This is a genomic window from Exiguobacterium sp. LL15, assembly GCF_024436095.1.
Taxonomy (GTDB): Bacteria; Bacillota; Bacilli; order Exiguobacteriales; family Exiguobacteriaceae; genus Exiguobacterium_A; species Exiguobacterium_A indicum.
This window is the reverse complement of sequence record NZ_JANFNX010000001.1, coordinates 2,020,774-2,044,021: the sequence shown is the minus strand read 5'-3', so window position 1 is coordinate 2,044,021 and position 23,248 is coordinate 2,020,774. Positions and strand designations below refer to the sequence as shown.

The following is a 23,248-nucleotide window of genomic DNA, read 5'->3' as shown; positions in this document are numbered from 1 at the left end:
TGATATAGAAGGAAAAATTGAGGAACGATTGATTGATTTCCGAATGATGTCATAGGATATATTTTTGTAACATCATATAAATAGAACGTTTATTAATGTTTGAAAAAGGTATAAGTATAGTTTTTGTGAAATGAAAAAGTGCCCCGAAAGGCACTCAGCACGAATCATTCTTCATAAATCATCTTTCGTGTCATTCCACCGTCTAGGACCAATGTTTCGCCCGTCAAGAAATCGTTATCTGGGTGTGTCAGATAGAGAGCCGCACGAGCGACATCACTTGGTTTTCCGACGCGACCAGCTGGATGTTGACTATGATCTTCAGGTGATAATTCTTGATAGTCACCGGTTTCAATCCAACCAGGAGCAATCGCGTTGACGAGAATTCCGTCTTCTCCAAGTGAGACAGCAAGTGCATGGGTCAGAGCAAAAATGCCACCTTTCGTCGACGCATAGGATTCCGTATGCGGTTCCGACATAAAGGCGCGGGTCGAAGCAAGGTTGATGATTCGACCACCACTTTTACTTTGTTTCAAATAGGGTGTAGCCGCCTTAGTTGTCAAGAAGATGCTACGCAGATTCGTATGATGAACTCGGTCCCATTCCTCAAGCGATAATTCGAGTAATGGTTTTCGAATCATAATACCAGCGTTGTTGATGACAATGTCGATGCGACCAGTATGTTCAATCGCTTTTTCAATCAACAGTTGAACGTCTTTTTCATGTTGGATATCGAGATGATAGAAGTAAGCCGTACCACCATCTTCTTCAATTTGTTGGACCAATTCGTCTCCTGTCATCTGATCGATATCAGCAAGAACGACATTTGCGCCATGCGCAGCATAGGTGCGGGCGAGTTCTGCACCAATTCCATTCGCAGCTCCTGTAATGATGACGGTTTGATTAACATGATTCATAAAAATCATCCTTTCTGTAACGCTTCTCTCCCTTTTTTACCGTTCCATCATATCCTGAAACCTGACAGGATTATCATCCGTAGGAACAGGGAAATAGAAAAGCGTTGAAGTTACTTTAGAATGGGGGAAAATAGGAATGAAATTCTCGAATCAACAATTAGAAAAACAACAAAATCAATATGCCGAAGATGCAAAAGATTATATCGATCGTCCGAAAAAGACGAATTCGTTGTTACAACGAGCAACTGCAAAGGTAAACAGTAACTCTCGTTTGTCCGTCGTCTTCTCACCGTTGACGTTATTCGTCGATATGATTCGCGCGTACCAGTCAGGTGAATATCGCAACATTCGTCGTACGACGATCTTAAAAGTAATCGGAGCGTTGATTTACCTCGTGTCACCGATTGACCTCGTACCTGATTTCGTACTCGGATTTGGTTTCGCAGACGATATCGCGGTCATCCTTTTCGTCACGAAAACAGTCTTTGAAGAATTGACACGTTTCAGTGACTGGCAAGATGAACAACAAAAGCGCCGTACGCAACCAGTACAAAGTGAGGATGCGTATTAATCAAATAGATGATCCGAGCGACTTCACTATGAGAAGTCGCTCTTTCTGATGTAAAAAGAGCCGTTTCCTGTACGCCTTCTTGAAAGTTCGATACACTAGAAATAGTTAGTAAAGGGGGAGGAGGGACGAAGATGGGACATCACTGGATGGAGTCATACGGTTATATTGGCATCATGATGACGCTCATGTTTCCATTCATACCGAGCGAAGTGCCGCTAGCGTATGCCGGATATCTCGTCCACACGGCACAGGCGAATCTGCTATTCATGTTGTTCCTCGCTGTAGTGAGCTTCGTCATTAGTCAGAACCTCTTCTTTACGATTGGTCAGTTCGGGAGTGAACGGTTATTGAACCGTTTATTCAAATGGTTTCGGATTTCGGAAACAAAAATGCTTCAGTTTCAGACACAAATGGAGACGAAGGGACGCTATATTCTCCTTCTGTCCCCGATGTGGCGCATCGGATTTGCGATTGGTGCCGGTCTGACTGGTGTTTCACGCTGGACGTTTACCGTCGTGACGACGATTTCCTTTTTCCTTTGGTCGGCGATCTTCATTTGGGGCGGGAAAGCCGTCGGGCATGAATGGCGAAAATTGCACCATCTCAATCATCCAATAGTTTGGATTGGTTTAGGTGTGTTGATTACGGTTGGCTACTTGATTCAAAAAAAGAGAAAAGCAAAAAAAGAAATCTAAAAGGAGTGGGAACATGGCAATTATCTTATTCGATATTGACGGTACATTGATCGATTCAACTGAACAGATGACAGAAGCAATCCATCGGGCGATGGAGGACATGCCGCATCTTCCAAAACCTTCTAAAGCTAGTGTACAAGCAAGTTATGGTTTAGCAGGAAGTGCCTTTTGGCGTAAGGCGATTCCGGAAGCCTCAGAAGAGGATATTCGGTTGATTCGTAAAAAAAGACATGGTCATCTAGAAGCGACGATGGCAGAACAGAATGTCTTGTTTGATGGAATTCGATCCTTATTAGAAGCGCTAGTGTCTGCAGGACATACCATTTCAACAGCGAGTAATTGTGGCAACCACTATCTTAACCTTGTGCTGGATAGTCAAGACATTCGTTCGTTTTTCACGAGTCCGAAATGCTTAGAATCCGTCAACGGGAAAGAAAAGGCGGATATTTTACGAGCGCACCGTGAGGAGTTTGGGGAAGAGTCCTACTGGATGATCGGAGATCGGTCTTCCGATGTGGAAGCGGCTCGTAAGGAAAAGATGCCGGTCGTTTTATGCCAGTACGGTTTTGGGACACAATCCGAGTGGGATTCGGCAGACCATGTCATCGAGTCACCGCTTGACTTACTGACAGTGATCAAATAAATGCACCAAAAAGCCAAACTCGATCCGTCGATTTTTTAGACGGTCGGCTTGGCTTTTTGTGTGATGAGAGAACGATAACGATGAACTTACTCGAAATCCAGTCGGTATGGTTCTGCACTCATCCATGGACGGAATCTCCGGAAGAGTAGGTGGAACACTAGACAAAGGATGACCGGCAAGAAGATGAATAATCCCAGAACAAATGTCATGTTGAACAATGTCCAGCCTCCTGACATCAGATGTAACGCATTGATCGGACCGATTAATCCAGACATTCCGAAGCCGGCACTAAACGGTGTACCTTGGACGCCGAGCATTCCTGCTAGTGCGCCAAGGATAGCAGCACTACACATGACAGGAAGAATCATCAAGGGATTACGGATGAAGTTCGCCATCTGGATTTTAGGAGAACCAAGAAAATGAGCAATCGACGTTCCGCGCGAATTGGCTTGCCACCCGGCAATCGCAAGACCGAATCCAGCGGCACAGACGCCTAGATTTGCAGCTCCGGCGGCAACACCCGATAGACTGATGGCGGTCGCAATACCGACCGTTGAAAGCGGAGAGACGATCAGTACGGAAAAAGTAATCGCAATCAGAATACCCATTAAGACGGGTTGAAGTGCCGTAAAGTCTGAGATGACATGTCCGATCGCTGTCGTGATCCGTGTCACGAACGGATACGTCAAAACACCAATCCCACCGGCACCGACAATCAAAATCGTTGGCATGACAAGCACCGTATACGTCTTGAAACGTTCACCGATCAATAAGACGATTGCCGTCGCAACAGCTGCCGTCAATCCGGCATTGATGACGTCGCCCGTGCCGACGAAAACGAAGGTCGCATCTGCACGAGTTGCAACGCCTGAGCCAACGACCGTCGCGAGTCCAATCGACGTGGTCGCAATCGGTGTCACTTTAAATTGCATGGCTACGGCAACACCAATCACCATCGGCAAAAGGCGCATCGCGAGTGTAGTGGCATCTAAAACATGCTGGGCTCCGGATACGTATGGCAACAACGCCTTAGCGAGTTCACCGAGTAGTGCTCCCGGAATGAGGGCAACAAGAATTCCGATACTGAGTCCGTTTAAAACATGAACAGCGAATTGACGTGGCTGACGCAAAATAGATGAATCCATACAAGTCCTCTCCTTATGTAATGCTTTTGTGCATAACAGTATAAAAGTTATGAATTGTGTTTTATCTTACGGTAAGAACAGAAGGACGTCAAGAAAAAGTTAGAAAATTCCAAACAAGCAAAGGATTCGTCTTTCAGAAACGGAATTGTTACAGTGAAGAAGTACATTGAATGAGGAGGTCATGAATCATGTCAGAACAACGTATCGTATTAGCAGCACGACCAAACGGAAAACCAACAGGGGAAACATTCCGCTATGAATCATTTGAGTTAACAGAGCTGAAGGAAGGACAAGTCGCACTGGAGTCACTCTATATCTCGGTCGATCCATATATGCGGGGTCGTATGAACGATGCGCGTTCTTATTCGCAACCATTTGAGATTGATGAACCGATTCACGGAGGTGTCGTAGCACGTGTCATCGAGTCTAAAAGTGAAGGGCTCAAGTCAGGTGATGTCGTTGTCGGGATGCTCGATTGGGCAACAAAAGTAGTCGTCGATGCGAAAACCGTTCGTAAAATCGATGAGCAAATCGCACCGATTTCAACAGCACTTGGTGTTCTCGGAATGACAGGGATGACAGCGTATTTCGGATTGCTTGATATCGGGAATCCACAACCAGGGGAAACGGTCGTCGTATCGGCAGCAGCAGGGGCTGTTGGATCGATCGTTGGTCAAATCGCTAAAATCAAAGGCGCACGTGTCGTCGGAATCGCAGGAAGTGACGAAAAGCTACAACACTTGAAAGCAGATCTTGGTTTTGATGAAGTCATCAATTATAAAACGGAAGACATCCGGGAAGCGTTAGACCGGACATGTCCAGACGGCATCGATGTCTATTTTGAAAACGTCGGTGGGGAAATCGGTGATGCAGTTCTTGATCGACTCAATCCATTCGCGCGGGTACCAGTCTGCGGTGCCATTTCTGGATATAACGCACAACAGGACATCGGTCCACGTGTTCAATCGAAATTAATCATCGCGCGTGCGCGCATGCAAGGTTTCTTAGTGGGCGATTATGGCAAACGATTCAAGGAGGCGGCTGAGCAACTCGGTCAATGGGTTAGTGAAGGAAAGTTACAATACGAAGAAACGATCTTTGAAGGATTCGATCGTGTACCAGATGCTTTCCTTGGCTTGTTCGATGGGTCGAACACGGGGAAACTATTAGTAAAAGTGAAGTAAATATGCCAAAAGAGGTTGCGGAATCATTTCCGCAACCTCTTTTTCAATGGCGTAAGATTCATGAATCTTTTCGATCGCGCTCGAGCTCTTCAGGATCAGGATCCGGATGTTGTGTTTCCGCAGGCTTGATTCCGGGATCGGATGTCTCAGCTGGATCAGGATCCGGGTGAAGACCAACGTCTGCCTTTTCATCTGGTAAATCATGATTTTTTTCGTTTAACATGTCCAGTCATCTCCTTTTATCAATACGTAGTAATGTTTCCCCGTTTTTTAAATCCAAAACAATCAGGGTGCATAGGATTCGTTTTTGAAAACATGTGAATGACTTCCACGGACAAGAAAGTGAAAGCGGTCGATTTCCTAGGAAATACAGGTTGACTGAACTGGAATGTAAGGAAAATCCAAAAAAGCTTCATGAAGTCTTTACAAAAACCTTGCAAGTCCTTCAAGTAGCCTTTGAACTGCTTCCGTAGACTAAGAAAGAGTTGAAAAGAGGAAGGGTGTTTACGTGTGAGTGATCAAAAATGGAAACGACAAATCATGCAACAACTGAACTGGGTCCGCGAAGAGAAAAAACGGCTGACGAGCGCGACGACCGCAAGTAAAGATGCACTCGAAAAACTCCGTCAGTTAGACGTCTTGCGACTGCCGACGGTTCGAACTTCTAATAACACGACGACACGTTACCGACAAAATAGCCAAGCGTCACTACTAGATCAATTGGATGTCTCACATATACCGATCCGGACGACGACGCGTTATTATGAAAAACGATCAATCGAAATAGCCATCGTCTGTTCGGAATTCATGTATGCCTACTATGAAGATGCGGCTCATCTTCATTACGTTAATTCTGATACGTTTGAGGATGTCTTCAAACGCCCAATTGATCTATTTTTAGTTATTTCGTCTTGGAAAGGACTCCAAAATGATGATTGGAAAGGTGTCGCCACACCGAATTCCAAGAAGCGAAACCGATTACTTGCGATGATGCAAGAAGTGAGAGATAAAGGCATTCCAGTCGTTTTTCAATCGACAGAAGATCCGAGCAATCATGAACGTTTTCAAGACGTGGCGCAAGCTGCGGATTACGTTCTGACTTCAGATGAGGCGATGATTCCTGAATACCGTGTCTTATGTGGACACGATCGGATCATGGCGATGCCGTTTGGTGTCAATCCACTGATTCATAATCCAATCGGGGCGACACGTAGCCGAAAGAAGGGCGTCTTATTTGCCGGTAGCTGGATGGCGAAATATCCGGAACGTGTGAAAGATACGGAAATGTTATTTGATGGGGTGATGCAATCCTCGCACGAACTCGATATCGTGGACCGAAATTATCATCTCGACTTACCAGCTTATCAGTTTCCGGAGCGCTATCAATCACGGGTCGCACCAGCGATTCCTTATGATGCCTTACAACAAGTCAGTAAATGTTATGACTGGGTTTTGAACTTGAACAGCATCAAATACAGCAAAACGATGTGTGCCCGTCGCGTTTATGAATCACAAGCACTCGGGAATTTGATTCTGTCGAATTACAGTATCGCCGTCAATAATGAATTTCCGAATATTTTTACCGTGCATGACGCACAAGAGGCGACGGCAATCGTGGAGCGCACGTCGCAAGAAGAAATCGAACGGTTACGAGCAGAAGGACTTCGTGCCGTCATGACGGGGCATACGGTCTTCGAGCGGATGGATCAGATTCTAGCGTTCATCGGGCGCATACCTGAGACACAAAAACATCGTTTACTAGTCGTCGTCGCTCAGGACGGAGAAGACATCCGTAACGTAATCGATCGCCAAAGCCTCACACCCGACGCAATCGTTTCTGTGGATGCATTAACGGAGCAACTTTACAATCAAGCAGATCTCGTTGCTTGGATGGATGGACAGGAATCCTATGGTGAGTATTATCTAGAGGATCTTGTGAATGGTTTTAAATACAGTGATGCCAGCATCGTTCGCAAAGGAAGTGAGTATCCGTATCATGTACAAGAGATGAGCGGTAGCCGAAACGGTGCGATTGTTTGGCGGTCAGCTATCGGATATGACATGTTCCAGGCAGATGAACTGAACGGAAAAACACTGTTGCTCGATCAATTTGAGTGGAACGAGCAGACGGTAGTTCCGACGAATCAGACTCCGCAACTGTCGGTCGTCGTTCCAATCTATAACAATGGAAAACACCTCACGTATAAATGTTTCGCCAGTCTCACGCGGATGGATCGATTCATGGAGTCAGAGATTTTACTCGTAGATGATGGATCGACGGACAGAGCGACACGTCAAGCCGTAGAGCGTCTCGCACGACGTCATGAAAATGTCAGAACCTATTTCTTTGAGACAGGTGGAAGCGGTAGTGCTTCACGTCCGCGTAACAAAGGAGTCGAGATGGCACGAGCTGACTACGTGACGTTCCTTGATCCGGATAACGAGGTGCTCAGTGATCGATACGCCTTTTTGCTTCAAGAACTAGAAAAAGATCCATCACTTGATTTTGTGGCAGGGCATATGAAAAAGCTTGCCGAGAAGACAAGTATCATCGCCTTACCGACGATTCGTAAACAAGGACGAACGGTTTGCGAGGATCCGAAAGCTTTTCTATTGAAACATCGGTTTGCGGTACAAAGCATTCAAGCACTCGTCGTCCGTCGCACCTTCTTGCTTAAACATCAATTGGAACAGGTCGTCGGTGCGGTTGGTCAGGACTCCTTGTTCTTCCAAGAATTGATGCTTCGCGCGAACCGTGTCTTACTCGTCAATCGAGTTATCCACTATTACTACGCAGCTGTTGCGGGGTCGACCGTGAATGCATTGACGGTGAAGTTCTTCGAACGAAGTGTCGTCCGAGAGCGGGCACGTGCTGAGAAATTCGCTCGTTATGGAGTGCTAGAGGAATACAAGGAAACTCGATTCGAGCATTTCTTTGAGCATTGGTATCTTGTCAAATTACGCTACTGCAGTGATAAGGATTTTGCACCGAGTGTCGCATTGTTGCGAACAATCATCGGATTCTATGAACCCATCACGTTGACGAACCCATTGATCCGTAAGTTCATAGAACTTGCGGATCGACAGGAGACGGATCGACTTCAACACTTATTACTCGAGGAGGTGCAGAAATGACGGCATCGATGAAAACAGCACGCCCCAAGGATCAAATCCGAGCTGCCTACTACGATCAGTTAGGTGGTGGATTCGGTAAAAAAGTTCGCGCACGTGTTCACTGGATCGTTCGACAAGCAAAAGGGGAGCACATTTTAGATATCGGGTGTTCGGGTGGAGTCGTTCCGATTTTACTTGGACGGGAAGGGAAACACGTCGTCGGAATCGATGTACTACCGGAAGCAATCATCGAGGCCAAACAAGCCTTACTGGAGGAACCAACATCCGTTAAAGAAAAGGTGGAATTACATGAAGCAAATGTCATGACATACACACCTGACATTCAATTCGATACAGTCTTGATGACGGAAGTACTGGAACATATCGGAGAGCCAGAGCGCTTTATCGCCCGTGCCGTCTCGTTCATCGCACCAGAAGGACGACTCGTCATCACAGTCCCATTCGGAGTAAACGATTATGCGGATCATAAACGGACATACTATTTAAATCAATTGCTTGAGCAGTTGACACCCTTCGGTAAAATCGAGACGATCGAGCGGATTGATAAGTGGCTCGGGGTCACGATCCAAGTCTATCCGGAACCTCGAGAGGGTCGAGCAATTTTACCAGCGGAAGTCGAATGGCTCGAGGATGCCTTTGAAGAGGTGGAACGATTGCATCTGGCAACGATCCTTGATTTAAAACGCAAGCAACAGAATCTAGAACGGAAAGTGCAACGGTTAGGAGAACAAACGGAAGAATTGGAGCATATTCGAGCAGAATCGCTACGTCATGAACAGCAACTGCAGGAACAGCATGAACAATACAAGATGCTTGAAGAACAATATGCCGCACTGCTTGATCGATTCGAAGGATCACTGGTGACAAATCTGGAATTGTTGGAGGCGAATGCATCATGGAAATCAAAATACCGCTCACTCGCGCGCTCAAAACTCGGAAAAGTCGTCGTCCGCTACTGGAAGTTCCGACGTCAACTCAAACAACACCGGAGTCGTCGATGAACGTCTTGATGATTTGTCAAAATTTCTATCCAGAAATCGGTAGTGCGGCAAACCGAATGAAGAATATCTTCAAGCGGATGGAACAAGCGGGAAATGATGTCCATGTGCTAACGTCAGAACCGCTCTATCCAACGGCAGAACTCTATACGGACTCGATGTTCTGGGATGAACCGAGCCTCGATACGGCTCATGTGACCCGTATTCAGCCGCGTGACGTCCGGGCAACGAATAATTTATGGCGACGTCTTCGTTTATTCGTCGAACAATTCGTGCTCGCGATTAAAGAGGTGCGGCATGATCCAAAATCCTATGCCTACATCTATGCGACGACGCCATCCATCTTCATGGGACTCGTCGGGGTCGTCGCGAAACATGTCAAAAAGGCTCCTTTGATTCTCGATGTACGTGACTTATGGCCGGAATCGTTGATTGGCGTCGGCATCACAAAATCGCGTCTCTTATTGACTCCGCTCTATTGGCTTGAAAAATGGATGTATCGTCAGGCAGATCAATTGGTCATCAACAGTGAAGGGTTCCGATCGTATATTGAAGGACGAGGCATTGCACCGGAAAAAATTCATTATATTCCAAACTCGATTGAGGAAAATGAGTGGTTGATCAAACGTCGAAAAGTATCGGAACAAGTCCGCGTCGTGTATACAGGAAATATCGGTCTCGCACAAGATGTGTTCTTGTTGCTTGACGTCGCACAGGAACTTCAACAAGAGGAGGATATCTGCTTTCAAGTCGTCGGTTACGGCTATCACAAGCAAACGTTCGAACGACTCGTCAAGGAACGTGGATTGACGAATATCGAGTTTCTTGACGCGATGCCACGCTGGGATGCGTTGAAACAACTCGCGAAGAGTGACATCGCCTTTGCGACACTCGTCGAGAGTACAGCGTTCGATACAGTGACACCAGGCAAAATCATCGACTACATGGCGATGGGCTGTGCCATCGTCGGTGCGGTATCCGGTCATGCGGCGCATGTCATTGAAGAAGCAGGAGCCGGTTATGTGTCTGTCCAGCGGAAAAAAGAGGAGATCGTTGATCATATTCTCGAGTTATCACGAAATCCAGAGAAACGTGCAGCGATGGGACGGGCGGGTGTGGATTACGTCCAACGCCATTTCGATTGGGAACAAAATGAACAGCGCTTGTTTGAAGCCATCGAACAAACGCAGTCACGAAAGGCGGTCGCAGAATGAAGCGCATTGGAATGTTTGTTTGGAATCCGTTTACGAATGATGCCCGTGTCTTACGTGAATGTACGGCACTTGTCGAAGCAGGACACCGCGTAGACCTATACTGCTTAAATGACGGAACACTTCCAGAAGTCGAATACCCGATGTCTGGGTTTCGCGTCATTCGAATCGACCGGACGCCACCTTTTGCGAGGTGGCTCCCGTTCTTTCGCAAACGGAAAAAACGGACCCTTGTTATCGGATTGATGGGTGCGCTTCTTGCGCCATGGCTTATTCCCGTGATGCTCGTGCTCTTTTTACTCATGCGAAGTCGATTCATCCGTTACGCCCTATATAACAGTTTCGGCATTCTTCGTATGACACGTACTGCCCGGAAGCATGATTATGACGTCATGCATGCGAACGATGTCAATACGTTACCACAAGCGATTGGGGCGGCGCGTGGTGCCCAAATCGTCTATGACTCGCATGAAGTCCAAACCGATCGGACAGGATACGGAAGCATGCAAGGGAAATTAGAACGCTGGCTGCTTCGATTCGTCGACCAGACGATCGTTGAAAATGACACGCGTGCAGATTATCATCAAAAATTATATGGAACCCGACCATCCGTCTTGCACAATTATCCGTTTTACGAACCGATTGTTCCGCAACCGCGACCGTTACGCGAAGAGTTAGCACTCGTACCAGACGAGCCGATTTTGTTGTATCAGGGCGGGATCCAAGAAGGACGTGGCCTAGAGCGACTTATTGAAGCGATGCCGTTCATCGATCGAGGAACACTTATTTTCGTTGGAGATGGAAAGTTAAAAGGGAAACTCATGCAACTGGCTACGCAATCATCGGAAAAGTCTCGAATCCGCTTCATTGAGAAGGTTCCGCTTGCTGAACTACCCAGTTACACGGCAGCGGCGACGGTCGGATTTCAAGTCCTTCAGAACGTTTGTTTCAATCATTATTCCGCTTCTTCGAATAAACTATTCGAATACATGGCGGCGTTGATTCCTGTCATCGCGGCCGACTTACCAGAAATCCGTCGTGTCGTCGAGACAGAAGGAGTTGGATTAATCGTCGATGTCGAATCCCCGCAGAGTATTGCTGCAGCGGTCAATCGTCTAGTGAAGGATGAGAGCTTGCGACGGGCGATGCAGGAGCGAGCAAGCGTAGCAAGGAGACAATACAACTGGGAGCAAGAAAAAGGTCGCCTTCTTGCTGTCTATGACTCGATTTTCATGGAATCTGGCGCAAAATAAGAAAAATAGACAACGACTCGAAGGGAAATCCACGTGAAATGAAGGCGGATTCCTGACGAGTCGTTTTGTTTCATTCGAATAGACACGAAGGATTCGCGAAAGCTTCATAAGATTTACAAAAACGATAGAAAACACTGGAAATGTAAGGTCTGTGAAGAATGGTTTAAGAGATGGTTAGAAGCATTGGAAAGCAAAGGAAATGTCGTTATGGTCTAGTTACAGCCAAGCCACAGACCGTTCGTTGGCTAGTATGACTAACTCGATGGAGGAATGACAAAATGAAACTTTGCACAATCGGACTAGGATATATTGGATTACCTTCTTCTGCGATGTTCGCGGATCATGGCACGGAAGTCGTAGGTGTCGACATCGATCCACAAATCGTCAATCTTCTGAACACGGGAACGATTCATATTGAGGAACCAGGACTCGAGGAGGTCATCAAACGGGTCGTCGCGAACGGAAAATTCCGAGCGACACTTACGCCAGAACGAGCCGATGTTTTCTTAATCGCCGTTCCAACTCCTAACTTAAACGATACGTATAAATCATGTGATTTGAAATATGTCATTTCAGCGGTCAACAACATGCTGCCATTCCTTGAAAAAGGAAATGTCGTCATCGTCGAATCGACGATTGCACCACGTACGATGGATGATCATGTCCGTCCCTTAATCGAAGCAGCTGGATTTACGATCGGTGAGGACATTTATGTCGTCCATTGTCCCGAGCGTGTCTTGCCAGGACAAATCTTACATGAACTTATCCATAATAACCGAATCGTTGGTGGATTGACGCCAGCGTGTGCGGAGGCAGGGGCTGCCGTCTACGAAACATTCGTTCAAGGTGAAATCGTCCGGACAGATGCCAAAACAGCCGAAATGTCGAAGTTGATGGAGAATACGTTCCGCGATGTCAACATTGCTCTCGCAAATGAATTAACGCAAGTATGTCATCAACTAGAGATCAACGTCTTAGATGTGATTGAGATGGCGAACATGCACCCACGGGTGAACTTGCATCATCCGGGACCGGGAGTGGGTGGTCACTGTCTCGCAGTCGACCCGTACTTCATCGTCGCAAAAGCCCCATCGCTTGCACGCATCATTCATACGGCACGACAAACGAACGTTCAGATGCCGCAATTCGTTGCCGATCAAGCGGCTCGCCTCGTCGGTTCCCGTGTTCGTCCAAAAATCGCCGTCTTTGGTGTCACGTATAAAGGAAACGTCGATGATATGCGCGAGAGTCCAGCTGTCGAAGTCATTGAACAATTGCTCGACCGTGGACTTGACGTCGCTGTCTGTGATCCACACGTCGAACGTTCGATTTCGACACGTTTCGAACTCGTTGATGAGCTGGAAGCGATTCAAGGCGCTGATTTAGCGCTTGTCTTGGTCGATCATGATGAATTCAAACAATTCGATTCACGTCGTCTCGCAAACTACATGCGGACACCGTTGCTCTTCGATACGAAAGGGATCGTCAAAGCGCTCGACGCTGTCAAAGTCCTGAACTTCGGTAATTTGCATACGCACCGCGTGACGGAAGTGGATGCGAAAGCGATATGAACGCGTTACGAACGATTGGGGGAGAGTTGAAGGATCATCTATATCTGATCTTTCGGCTCTCGCTTTATGAAACAAAGAGTCAATATAGCATGCAATACCTGGGTTGGTTTTGGGAGATCATGACGCCACTACTCCAAATCGGTGTCTACTGGGTCGTATTCGGCTTCGGGATTCGTGGTGGGCATCCAGTCGATGGAATTCCGTTCGTTTTTTGGCTCGTCAGCGGATTGATTGCTTGGTTCTTCATCGGCAGTACGATTCCAAGTGGTTCCCGGTCGATTTATGGTCGGGTCGCCCTCGTCTCGAAGATGCATTTTCCATTGAGTACGATTCCGGCGTATGTCATTTTGGCACAATTCTACCGTCATCTCGCGATGATTGCTTTGACGATCATTTTAGGGTGTGCCTTCGGTTACTTCCCGGGATGGCATACGTTTGAACTCCTATATATCGTACCGGCGGGCGTCGTATTCCTCTATGCGGTTTCCTTATTGTTATCCGCACTTGCGACGATGATTCGAGATGTGCAAAACATGGTGACATCTGCGATTCGCATGCTGATGTATTTAACACCAATCATGTGGATTCCGCCAGATCACTCGTTATTTAAGATGTTGTTGATGTTAAACCCACTCGTTTATTTGATTGAGGGATATCGGTCCGCACTCATCGGAACGGGTTATCTGCTCGATCATATGTGGTACGGCGTGTATTTCTGGTGTATGACGCTCGCAATCTTACTTGTTGGAGCATCGATTCACATTCGATTCCGACGCTATTTCATCGATTACGTATAGGAGGGAGAACGATGGGTCATGTCGTGTTTGAGAATGTATCGAAACGGTACATGCTCTATGCCCGACCGATCGACAAGCTAAAGGAAGTGTTGTTCGGTAAGGTGAATGGAAAATCGTTCTATGCTCTGAAGAACGTCTCCTTTTCTGTGGAAGAGGGAGAAATCGTCGGTGTCGTTGGCATCAACGGAAGTGGGAAATCGACACTATCGCATCTGCTTGCTAACGTGACACCACCGACGTACGGTCGGGTCACATTGGGTGGGAAGTCAGCATTGATTGCCATCTCTAGTGGATTGAATAGTCAACTGACAGGGCGAGATAACATTGAATTAAAAGGGCTGATGATGGGCTTGACGAAACGTCAAATCGAGACGATTACTCCAGAAATTCTAGAGTTCGCTGATATCGGGGAGTTCATCGATCAGCCAGTCAAGACATACTCGAGCGGCATGCGAGCTCGAATTGGTTTTGCGATCTCGATTCATATTAATCCAGATATCTTGATCATCGACGAAGCGCTCTCAGTCGGAGACCAAACGTTTACTGAAAAGTGTCTCGATAAGATGCGTGAATTCCGCGATCAAGGGAAAACGATTTTTTTCGTCAGTCATTCGCTCAGCCAGGTAAAGAGTTTCTGTACAAAAATCCTTTGGTTGGAATACGGGGAAGTACGTCTATTTGGTCCGACGAACGAAACGTTGGCTGAATACAATAAATATCTATATTGGTACAAACAGTTATCAAAAAAGCAAGCCTCCCATTACGTAGCTAAGAAACGAACGGAACGGATCGGTTCCGTGGATCAGCAAATGATGGGCGAGACGATTGAACAATCGTCATGAAATGAGATAGGGGATGAAGTAAATGAAACGTGTCATGCTTGTATTCGGAACACGACCAGAGGCGATCAAAATGGCGCCGGTCGTCAAAGCACTTGAAAATCGTCAGGACGTCGAACCAATCGTCGTCGTTACAGCACAGCACCGAGAGATGCTCGATCAGGTCCTTGAACTGTTCGAGATCACTCCGGACCATGACTTGGATTTGATGCGTCCGCGTCAGACGTTAGAGGAAATGACGGCGCGTATTTTAAACGCGATGCGTCGCGTCCTCGAAAAGGAACAGCCGGATCTCGTCCTTGTCCATGGGGATACGACGACGACGTTCGCTGCTTCTTTAGCGGCGTTCTATCAACAGATTCCAGTCGGTCATGTGGAAGCAGGACTACGGACATATGAAAAGTATGCGCCGTTCCCAGAAGAGATGAATCGTCAATTGACAGGTGTGTTGGCGGATTATCATTTTGCACCGACTGAACAGGCCGCAATGAACTTACGTGCTGAGAACAAGCAGACGCCAATCATCGTAACCGGTAATACGGTCATCGATGCGTTGAAGACGACTGTATCACCGACATATACACATCCTGTCCTATCGCGCCTAGAGAAGTCGGGACGAAAGCTCGTTCTTTTGACGGTTCATCGCCGTGAGAATCATTTACAACTGGCAACGATTTTTGAGGCGATCGAACGGTTAGCAAATGATCATCCAGAAATCGAAATCGTCTATCCGGTTCATCCGAATCCGGTCGTACTAGAAGCGGCAGCTCGCTTGGAGCATCATCCGCGGATTCAATTGATCGAACCGCTTGATGTATTTGACTTCCATAATCTTGCGGCTCGGGCATCCTTCATTCTGACCGACTCAGGTGGGATTCAAGAGGAAGCACCTTCGCTCGGCGTGCCTGTCCTTGTCTTACGGGAGACGACAGAGCGTCCAGAAGGGGTCGAAGCTGGAACGTTGAAGCTCGTCGGGACGAATCCAGAGATGATTTATACGATGAGTCATCAATTGTTGACGGATCAGGTGTTCTATCAATCGATGGCACAAGCGGCGAATCCTTATGGCGATGGACAAGCGGCGGAGCGAATCGTCGATGCCATCATGAGTGAGGTACCTGTATGAGTCAACGTATTCCTCCAGCGATTTATCAATTCTTTCCATTCGGAACGCAGGAAAAAATCTTGCTTGAGGATGCTACAGATGGTGTCTATTTTGATTTTCAAGAAGCGACGGCAGACGACAAATTGTACATTCAGTTGTTTGATCAAGGATTTCAACATCCGCCTTCAAAGTTATACCGATCAGACGCAACGATTACAGGAGATCTCATCGAGGTGACCTGTCATTTCGAAGTCGATGCACCATGTGTCGTTCAGTTATTCAAGATGCAATATGGACAGAAAAAACGGATGGGATCGGAAACGGAAACCGTCACATTGACGAATGCGACAGTCGTTCATGTACAGATGAAACGAGTACCAGGAGCGAAGTATTTCAAGGTGGCATGGAAGTTCTTGCAAGAGGGGAGCTTCCGGGTCCATCTCCGGGACATTCAGATTGTGCAACATGTCACGGCAGGGGAGGAAGCGACGTATGCTATTTAGTTCGACGATATTCTTATTTCTGTTCTTACCGACTGTGTTGATCGTCTATTACCTACTCCCACGCAGCTTCCGAAATGGCTGGTTATTAGTGACGAGTCTATTCTTTTATGCATTCGGAGAACCGCGTTTTGCATTGCTGATGCTACTGAGCGTCACAATCAACTACTTCTTCGCCTTGTTCGTCGATCTGTATCGACACCGAATTGGCGTCAAATGGATCATGTTCAGCATGATCGTAGTCAATCTGGGGTTACTCGGCTGGTTCAAGTACAGCGGATTTTTTGTTCGTTCAGTCAACGAGACATTCGGATTAGGATGGTTCGTACCAGAAGTCGTCTTGCCACTCGGGATCTCGTTCTATACGTTTCATGCGATGAGTTATGTCATCGACATCTACAAAGGGAAGGAAGCGGTGCAAAAGAATCCGCTTGACCTCGCCCTTTATATCGCGTTCTTTCCCCAACTCGTCGCGGGTCCGATCGTTCGCTATAACACGATTGCGAGCCAAATCGAGTCACGAGAAGAGACGGTTTCCGATTTTGCCCGAGGGGTTCGTCGGTTTACGATCGGCTTAGCTAAAAAACTGATTCTTGCCAATGGATGTGGTCAGGTCGCGGATGCCATCTTCAATATGAAAGATCTTTCGATGGGGCTTGCTTGGATCGGCATCATCGCCTACGCCTTACAAATCTATTTCGATTTTTCGGGATACAGTGATATGGCGATTGGACTAGCTTTGATGTTCGGATTTCATTTTCTTGAGAATTTTAACTATCCCTACATTTCAAAGTCAGTTTCTGAATTTTGGCGTCGTTGGCATATTTCGCTTGGATCGTGGTTCCGGGATTATGTCTACATCCCGCTTGGTGGAAATCGTGTCTCACCATGGTTACAGTATCGCAACTTAGCAATTGTCTGGATGCTGACAGGTCTTTGGCATGGTGCGAGTTGGACGTTTGTCGCGTGGGGAGCGTATTACGGAATCTGGATCATGCTCGAGAAAGCATTTCTCGGGAAATGGTTGGAGAAAATGCCAGTCTTCTCGACCGTTTGGACACTCGTACTCGTGTTGGTCGGTTGGGTATTCTTCCGTTCCGAGACGTTCCCAGAAGCCGTTACGTACATTCAAGCGATGTTCGTACCAGATGTGATCTGGGATGAACGCGCGAGCTATCAGCTTGTCCAAAATGGTGTTCTATTGCTTGTCGCGTGTATCGCAGCGACACCGATTCCGAAAATCATCGGAGAGCGATTAGTCGTGTCACTCGGAAGAATTGGTACGACGATGCAGTATGGGTATGCGATGTTGCTACTATTTTTGGCGACATCAGCACTTGTTGCAAGTACGTTTAACCCATTCATCTATTTCCGCTTCTAAAAAGGAGGTCTACTGATGGCACAGCCACTTGAAACAGAAAATAAGCAGGGACAAAAACGGACGACTTCTTTTGAACGGATCATGATGTGGGTGACGACGATTAGTTTTTTACTCATCTTGTTAACGATTGGTGTCGGAACGATCGTCCGAGAGGATCGTGTGCGTTCCCAACTCGAAAATCGTACACTCACTCAATCAGTTGAACCAACGATCGAAGGAATCGCGACTGGAAAAGACATGCTGAAGATGGAGACGTATTTCACGGATCAACTGCTGTTGCGGGGGACGTTCGTTGAGATGCAGGCACTGCTATCGAAGGATGTCTTCAGGCAGCCTTTTCGTAATGGGATCTATACAGCTAAAAATGGCTATATGATCGAACCGAGTGCCTCGACTCAAGTTCAGATTCCGAACGCGTTTCAAAAATTCGTTCAAGAAGTCGACCGTCCGGTTTATATGGCACTAGCTCCATCGAAGACGGTCATTGCTGAACGCGATCAGTTGATTCCATCGTATGTTGCTTCGAACGCACGGACACGTTACGCAGGAATGATTCGTGACTTCAAGGCTGCCGGGATGACGAATTTGTCACTTGATCAATTAAAGTTAACGGATTACTTCAAGACGGACCATCACTGGAATATCGACGGGGCAGCGTCGGCGTATCAGACGATTACGAAAGGGATGGACTTACGACCAGTCACACCATCAAAAGCCAATCGTAAAGAGGATGAACATGCCTACTATGGTTCATTGGCACGAAAGACGACACTTGCGTACGCGACGTCCGGTGATCAGTTAGCTTATTATGGACCAGCATTCTTTAAAGGGATCGATGTCTGTTACGACGGGGCATGCGATCGCCCGGTGATCGATGAATCCTTCGTTCAGCAGGAGGGAGATTACGTCGATCGATATGAAGTATTCTTGCGCGGGAATCACGGCGTCATGTCGATGAAGGAGAAGGCGAAGAATGATCGCCCAACGATTCTCGTCTTAAAGGATTCATTCGCGAATCCCGTCTTACCGTTCCTTGCTAAAAGTGCCAATCTGGAAGTCGTCGACGTTCGTTATGTGCCAAAATCATTCGACGTCTCGCAGTTCGCTAAACAAAAACAAGTCGACTCCGTATTGTTCCTGCATAACTCGAACATTGCTGGATTGATGAAGACGTATGAAAACACACTATGAAGGAGTTCATGACATGAGATCCCGAATGGCGAAAAGAAAACCACGCCTTGTTTGGCGCGTATTGAGTGCGCTCCTACTAGGGTTCGTTCTGATTGCTAGTACATCAGCTGGTTTAGCTTTTTTAAAAGTGAAGCAAACGGCAGACGCGTTCTTAACACCGTTAGATGGAGAGCGGCCGAAGCCACTCGAATCGATGAAGCCGGTCAATGTCTTATTACTAGGCGTGGATGAACGGAAAAACGATAAAGGACGTGCCGATGCCATCATGCTTCTTTCATTCAATCCAAAAACGAGACAAGCGACTTCCCTGTCCATTCCAAGAGATATGCAGGTAACCGTGCCGTCTGGCGAAAAGACTAAAATCAATCATACCTATGCCTATGGGGGGGTGAAAGAGACAGTCGAGACGGTGGAGCAGACGTTTGAGACCGATATTCCTTATTATGCGAAAATCAACATGGATGGATTGATTGAGTTGGTCGATGCTGTTGGGGGTGTCACGGTCGACAATCCATCTGCCTTCAGTTGGAACGACCGTCGTCTTCAAAAGGAGTATGAGAAAGGGAAAATTCATCTGACGGGTCTTGAAGCGAGTGGTTACGCTCGGATGCGAAAGCAAGATCCACTCGGCGATATGGGACGACAAATTCGCCAGCGTCAAGTGCTAGAAGCCGTCGGAATGAAGCTTGCTGGACCACAGTTGTTGACGCAACTCGAAAAGATTACGGACGTCATGAAAAACAACTTTACGACGAATATTGGACTCGATGTCGCAGCGCAACTAGCGCAGGAAAATCAGCGGGGGTTCGAACAATTAAAGCCGCTGAAAATCGAGGGAGAAGGATATATCGCAAGTGATGGTGTCTGGTATTTCTTTGCATCGGACGAATCAATGGAACAGACGAAGCAGACAATCGCTAAACTTCTTGCACGATCGTAAGCTATAACTAGTAGTACCATCAGACAAACCAGGATGAGCGTCTCTAGCACATGATTGTGGAGACGCTTTTTTTCTGTCTTCCTCTGATGTAACTCCCCATTCTTTTTGAAAAAAAGTGCTTGGTTCAAAAGTCTTATTTTCGACCAAACCGATGAAATAGGCTTTGACAGGACCTGTAAACGGATGCAAAATGAAAACGATTACATACCAAAAGGAGATGGCTACCGTATGAAACGCATGAGATTCGTTTGTATCGTTGCGCTAACGTTTGCACTGATATTTAGTGGACTCTCTTTATCTGGTCAAGCACTGGAAAAAGGGAAGTCGACATTGGTCATCATTCACTACAAGGCAGACCCGAATGCCACGAAGGATTGGAATCTGTGGTTATGGGCAAATGGACCGGATTATTTTCCGAATAAAGCTCACGCTTTTAACGGCGAGGATGCTTACGGAAAAATCGCAGCTTATGAATTCCCAGTTGATCAGCCGGAAAAAATCGGCTTTATCGTTCGAGATGATAACTGGAACAAAGATGGGGGATCTGAGAATGATCGCTTCATTACGAAAGACATGATTAAAAATGGTGTTGCTGAAATCTGGATCGAGTCGGGAAGTAAGAACATCTCGACAGTCAATCCAAGCAATGGAGCAGATGTCGAAAATATCGACACGAACATCCACTATTACCGGTATGACAATGATTATGAAAAGTATGGCGTTTGGTCTTGGCCGGAAGAGCAGGATGGCAAGCGATTCGAGTTTGACAAGCAAGATGAGTTCGGTGCCGTTGCCAAGGTAACACTCGATAATCCGACGAAAGCACGTCTTGCAGGCGTCATTCCTCATCTTGAAGGATGGTCGGAAAAAGACGGAGCTGATCGTTTCTTTTATGCAGGGGCGAAAGACATCTGGTTGATTGAAGGGGATCAGACGGTATACTACAGCAAACCGGAAATCGATCGCACACCGAAAATCACAAGCTTTTTAGCAGATGACTTCCGGACGATGACATTGAAAACGAATGCACCGTTGACGGAAGAAGACGTAAAGGCATTTACGTTTGAAGGCGTGACGAATCCAGCCGTGTCAGCAATCGATGCCAAAACGGTAAAAGTCGAAGTCACTTCAGATATCGATTTAGCAAAAGTCGTCCGAGCGTCTCATCCTGTTTTTGGAGAAGCAGTCCTTGAAGCGGGTAAAGTGCTCCGTTCGAAAGCATTCGACCAAAAGTATGCCTACGATGGAAAACTCGGTGTCGACTATCAAAAGTCAAAGACGACGTTTAAAGTTTGGGCACCGACAGCACAAGCGGTCGAGCTCGAATTGTATCGCTTACCAAAGCAACAAGCTGCTACGACAAAAGATATCACGCGCGAAATCAAGATGGAACGAACGGATCGTGGTGTGTATCAAGTGACGGTCAAGGGCGATCTTGACGGTGTCGGATACACATACGAAGTCAAACATGCCAAAGAATCGACGCGTGCGGTTGATCCGTATGCGACAGCAGTCGCCGTCAATGGCGACCAAGGTGTCGTCGTCGACTTACGCGAGACGGATCCAAAACGCTGGACAAATGGAAAAATGCCACTTCGCCATGCGACAGATGCGATCATCTATGAATCACACGTCCGTGATTTATCGATGTTTGATGTGACGAACTCGGGTTACGATTCAGGTATCAAACAAAAAGGGAAGTATCTCGGCGTCATCGAGCCAGGTACACGTTTAACGAAGGATGGTAAGAAAACGAAGACGAAGACGGGACTTGATCATCTGAAGGAACTTGGCATCACGCACGTTCAGTTCATTCCAGTCTATGATTTCAACACAGCTTCCGTCGATGAGACGAACCCGCTTAAATCTTATAACTGGGGTTATGATCCAAAGAACTATAACGCACCAGAAGGATCGTATGCGACAAACCCCTATGATCCAAAAGTCCGAATCAAGGAAATGAAGCAGATGATTCAAGGGCTACATGACAATGGACTTCGTGCTGTCATGGATGTCGTCTACAACCACATGTTTGACGCAAAGGCATCAAACCTTGATAAAATCGTTCCTGGTTATTACTACCGTTATACAGAAGGCGGCGATTTAGCGAACGGAACGGGTGTCGGAAACGATACAGCGTCTGAGCGTAAAATGATGCACAAATTGATCGTTGACTCTGTCTCTTACTGGGCGAAAGAATACCACTGGGACGGATTCCGCTTTGACTTAATGGGCATTCACGACGTCAAGACGATGAATGCTGTCAAACAGGCGACAAAACGAATTGATCCGTCGATTCTTGTATTCGGAGAAGGGTGGAGCCTTGGAACACCACTTCCAGATTCAGAGAAGGCCAACCAAACGAATACAAAACAAATGCCTGGAATCGGACATTTCAATGACAATCTACGCGATGCGCTCAAAGGTAGCGTCTTCATCGATTCAGATGCTGGTTTCATTAACGGAGCAACCGGTCTTGAAACGCGCATCAAACGCGGAATTGTCGGAGAGATTGCTTATGACAAAGAGATTCAAGGATTTACGCAAGAACCAGATCAAGCGATCACGTACGTTGAAGCACATGATAACCATACGCTTTGGGATAAGTTGAAGCTGACGAATCCACAAGACAATGACGCAACGAAGACAAAGATGCATCGTCTAGCTTCAAGTATCTTGTTGACGTCTCAAGGAACAACGTTCATCCATGCAGGACAGGACTTCATGCGGACGAAGGGTGGCGACCATAACTCATATAAATCACCGGATTCTGTCAACCAGCTCGACTGGAAACGGAAGATGGACCGTCAACAAGACGTTGATTATATGACAGGATTGATCGAGTTACGTAAAAAGAATCCAGTACTTCATTTAGCAACAGCAAAAGACATTCGTCGTTACCTGACGTTTGAAGCAGCACCGGCACAAGTCATCGCGTATCGACTAGATGATGCTGCGCCGAAACAAAAAGATGATCTCTACGTCATTCACAACGCAAATCGAACAGCAGTCGATATGAAGCTACCGACAGGGAAATGGAAGCTGCTTGTAGACGGTAAACAAGCAGGATCCAAAACAATCCGTAAAGTATCAGGTACGGTTCGTGTCGAAGGACTTAGCTCATTCGTCTTATCAAAATAAGTGAACAAATAAAAAAGGACGTTCCGCAGTTGGC

The 23,248-nt window shown here is 46.8% G+C and carries 19 protein-coding genes and 1 pseudogene; 17 read left to right on the top strand and 3 right to left on the bottom strand.

Going from position 1 to position 23,248, the window contains the following annotated elements; all coding sequences use genetic code 11:
- Window positions 1-164: 164 nt before the first annotated feature.
- Window positions 165-914, bottom strand: a complete 750-nt coding sequence (locus tag NOM72_RS10680; protein ID WP_023467453.1) for an SDR family NAD(P)-dependent oxidoreductase — start codon at window positions 912-914, stop codon at window positions 165-167.
- Between the two features lie 136 nt (window positions 915-1,050).
- Between NOM72_RS10680 and NOM72_RS10675 the strand changes: the two genes are divergently transcribed.
- From NOM72_RS10675 to NOM72_RS10665, 3 genes are all read left to right on the top strand, one after another.
- Window positions 1,051-1,485 (top strand): YkvA family protein, encoded by a 435-nt coding sequence (locus NOM72_RS10675; protein WP_023467454.1) that lies wholly within the window; start codon window positions 1,051-1,053, stop codon window positions 1,483-1,485.
- 131 nt (window positions 1,486-1,616) lie between these two features.
- A complete protein-coding gene (locus tag NOM72_RS10670; protein ID WP_035398399.1) occupies window positions 1,617-2,180 on the top strand; it encodes a DedA family protein in 564 nt (187 codons plus the stop codon).
- 13 nt (window positions 2,181-2,193) lie between these two features.
- A complete protein-coding gene (locus NOM72_RS10665) occupies window positions 2,194-2,823 on the top strand; it encodes an HAD family hydrolase (protein ID WP_035398397.1) in 630 nt (209 codons plus the stop codon).
- 86 nt (window positions 2,824-2,909) lie between these two features.
- Here NOM72_RS10665 and NOM72_RS10660 read toward each other — a convergent pair whose 3' ends face one another.
- Window positions 2,910-3,968: a PTS sugar transporter subunit IIC gene (locus NOM72_RS10660; protein ID WP_058265069.1), complete on the bottom strand. Its 1,059-nt coding sequence runs from the start codon at window positions 3,966-3,968 to the stop codon at window positions 2,910-2,912.
- A gap of 188 nt (window positions 3,969-4,156) precedes the next feature.
- Between NOM72_RS10660 and NOM72_RS10655 the strand changes: the two genes are divergently transcribed.
- Window positions 4,157-5,152 (top strand): NADP-dependent oxidoreductase, encoded by a 996-nt coding sequence (locus tag NOM72_RS10655; RefSeq protein WP_023467457.1) that lies wholly within the window; start codon window positions 4,157-4,159, stop codon window positions 5,150-5,152.
- A gap of 58 nt (window positions 5,153-5,210) precedes the next feature.
- Here the strand turns inward: NOM72_RS10655 and NOM72_RS10650 are convergent, their stop codons facing one another.
- Entirely contained in the window at window positions 5,211-5,375 is a 165-nt protein-coding gene (locus NOM72_RS10650) for a hypothetical protein (protein WP_023467459.1), read from the bottom strand.
- Window positions 5,376-5,662: 287 nt separating this feature from the next.
- On the opposite strand from NOM72_RS10650, the gene NOM72_RS10645 reads away from it, so the two are divergent.
- From NOM72_RS10645 to pulA, 13 genes and pseudogenes are all read left to right on the top strand, one after another.
- Window positions 5,663-8,287, top strand: a complete 2,625-nt coding sequence (locus NOM72_RS10645) for a glycosyltransferase (protein ID WP_255999154.1) — start codon at window positions 5,663-5,665, stop codon at window positions 8,285-8,287.
- Entirely contained in the window at window positions 8,284-9,288 is a 1,005-nt protein-coding gene (locus NOM72_RS10640) for a class I SAM-dependent methyltransferase (protein WP_035398389.1), read from the top strand. The genes NOM72_RS10645 and NOM72_RS10640 overlap by 4 nt, the downstream gene beginning before the upstream one ends.
- Entirely contained in the window at window positions 9,183-10,499 is a 1,317-nt protein-coding gene (locus tag NOM72_RS10635) for a glycosyltransferase family 4 protein (protein ID WP_255999153.1), read from the top strand. Before NOM72_RS10640 ends, NOM72_RS10635 begins: the two co-directional genes overlap by 106 nt.
- Window positions 10,496-11,749 carry a glycosyltransferase gene (locus NOM72_RS10630; protein ID WP_255999152.1) on the top strand — a complete coding sequence of 418 codons (1,254 nt, stop codon included), beginning with the start codon at window positions 10,496-10,498 and terminating at the stop codon, window positions 11,747-11,749. The genes NOM72_RS10635 and NOM72_RS10630 overlap by 4 nt, the downstream gene beginning before the upstream one ends.
- Window positions 11,750-12,027: 278 nt before the next feature.
- Window positions 12,028-13,320: a nucleotide sugar dehydrogenase gene (locus NOM72_RS10625; RefSeq protein ID WP_214860960.1), complete on the top strand. Its 1,293-nt coding sequence runs from the start codon at window positions 12,028-12,030 to the stop codon at window positions 13,318-13,320.
- Window positions 13,317-14,117, top strand: a complete 801-nt coding sequence (locus NOM72_RS10620) for an ABC transporter permease (protein WP_023467468.1) — start codon at window positions 13,317-13,319, stop codon at window positions 14,115-14,117. The genes NOM72_RS10625 and NOM72_RS10620 overlap by 4 nt, the downstream gene beginning before the upstream one ends.
- 11 nt (window positions 14,118-14,128) lie before the next feature.
- Window positions 14,129-14,869: pseudogene (gene tagH, locus NOM72_RS10615) on the top strand (teichoic acids export ABC transporter ATP-binding subunit TagH); the annotation flags it as partial.
- A 112-nt stretch (window positions 14,870-14,981) separates the two neighbouring features.
- Window positions 14,982-16,082 (top strand): non-hydrolyzing UDP-N-acetylglucosamine 2-epimerase, encoded by a 1,101-nt coding sequence (gene wecB, locus NOM72_RS10610; RefSeq protein ID WP_023467472.1) that lies wholly within the window; start codon window positions 14,982-14,984, stop codon window positions 16,080-16,082.
- Window positions 16,079-16,564, top strand: a complete 486-nt coding sequence (locus tag NOM72_RS10605) for a hypothetical protein (protein ID WP_035398384.1) — start codon at window positions 16,079-16,081, stop codon at window positions 16,562-16,564. Before wecB ends, NOM72_RS10605 begins: the two co-directional genes overlap by 4 nt.
- Entirely contained in the window at window positions 16,554-17,942 is a 1,389-nt protein-coding gene (locus tag NOM72_RS10600) for an MBOAT family O-acyltransferase (protein ID WP_023467476.1), read from the top strand. The genes NOM72_RS10605 and NOM72_RS10600 overlap by 11 nt, the downstream gene beginning before the upstream one ends.
- Window positions 17,943-17,957: 15 nt before the next feature.
- Window positions 17,958-19,133, top strand: coding sequence for a DHHW family protein (locus tag NOM72_RS10595; protein ID WP_255999151.1), 1,176 nt, complete (start codon window positions 17,958-17,960; stop codon window positions 19,131-19,133).
- Between the two features lie 13 nt (window positions 19,134-19,146).
- Window positions 19,147-20,073 (top strand): LCP family protein, encoded by a 927-nt coding sequence (locus tag NOM72_RS10590; protein WP_023467480.1) that lies wholly within the window; start codon window positions 19,147-19,149, stop codon window positions 20,071-20,073.
- A 228-nt stretch (window positions 20,074-20,301) separates the two neighbouring features.
- Window positions 20,302-23,214 (top strand): type I pullulanase, encoded by a 2,913-nt coding sequence (pulA, locus tag NOM72_RS10585; protein ID WP_255999150.1) that lies wholly within the window; start codon window positions 20,302-20,304, stop codon window positions 23,212-23,214.
- Window positions 23,215-23,248: the final 34 nt, after the last annotated feature.